This window comes from Rhodoferax ferrireducens, from assembly GCF_003347515.1.
In the GTDB taxonomy this organism is placed as follows: domain Bacteria; phylum Pseudomonadota; class Gammaproteobacteria; order Burkholderiales; family Burkholderiaceae_C; genus Rhodoferax.
In genome coordinates this window covers 1-1,115 of sequence record NZ_QEII01000109.1, presented here as the reverse complement: position 1 = coordinate 1,115, position 1,115 = coordinate 1, and the positions used below count along the sequence as shown (strand labels likewise).

The 1,115-nt window shown below is 53.5% G+C and carries 1 protein-coding gene; it reads left to right on the top strand.

Features of this window, described 5'->3' with window-relative positions:
- The first annotated feature begins 141 nt into the window (after window positions 1-141).
- Complete coding sequence (locus C5P05_RS00470) at window positions 142-843, top strand: hypothetical protein (RefSeq protein ID WP_198674564.1); 702 nt, start codon at window positions 142-144, stop codon at window positions 841-843.
- Window positions 844-1,115: the final 272 nt, after the last annotated feature.

Genomic DNA, 1,115 nt, shown 5'->3' with positions numbered 1-1,115 from the left:
CCGGATCATTTCAACGACTTGCAGCTTGAAGCTCGCGTCAAAGACTCTTCGTTTTGATTTCGTCACGTTTATTTTCTCAGGAGATTTCCACCTATCTGTGTGTACGAAGTTATTAGATCAGGACAGCTCGCATTGATGGGAATGAGGAAGCTGTCTCAAGAGGTCTTCGCCCTGTTCAAACGAACTTTCATTGATTCGAGGCGAAACTTCATTGCGGAAGCGGATGACGCGCCAGTTGACGCGTTCCTCGGCATAGCCCTCGCTCAGCGGGGAGAACAGGCATCACGAGACCCTCAGTCCCAGCACGGTGACACTGCGATTGCCCGGCGCGTCGCTTCGGCGCGCTCTGTTGTGAAGTCCTTCGTGATCTACCAACTCAGCAATTCGCTGCCCCCAAATGGTTCAGGTGTGGGCTGCGGGCACTATGACGAGGACGGGGTTGAGGACGGCGGCGGCATAGCGAGATTGATGAACGACTACGTGTTCGGCACTTGCTTCAACCCGGATGTCCATGAGAACAACGTTTTTCTGTTCCTCGACCACTGCCTGTCGCAACTGAGCAGCCCCTTCTATTCGGGCAGAGATGAGGATGGCTACATCGCAACCAAGGCCGGACTTTATGGAGGTCTGAATCCCAAGGAGATGGGGAACTACTGGCGACAACATCGCGAGCACATCCGTGGTCTTGACTGTCAGAACATCCAGCGATGTGTCTTTACGCCGAATTACATTGCTTCGTATCGCGACGACATCGATGGCGTTTTCACTGTGCTCGATGAATTGGCTGACGAAGCAACCCCGGCTTTAGCGGTTCCGGATGAACTCCAACCAGCATCTTCGTAGGCAGAGTTAATCGTAGCAGTCGTCAACGGGAAAAACGACGAGAGCTTCTGCTTCGGGTCGAGTTCGGGTACCCATTTGATTAAATTTGTGGCAGCACAGCTGACTGTCGGGGCTCTGATGGCAATGTCAGGTATCGGGCAGAAAATTAGTTAAGGTTTGTAGGATGCCCGCCCGTGCAGGCGTTCAACATTGCTTTGCCTACTGACGCGGGTGGGCGTCGTATAAACCTCGATGGAGGAAACCGCGGCTGTGACCAATCTTGGCAGACCCAG

Coding starts and splice junctions, on each gene's coding strand:
- C5P05_RS00470 (WP_198674564.1), top strand. CDS start 142: ATGAGGAAGCTGTCTCAAGAGGTCTTCGCCCTGTTCAAACGAACTTTC.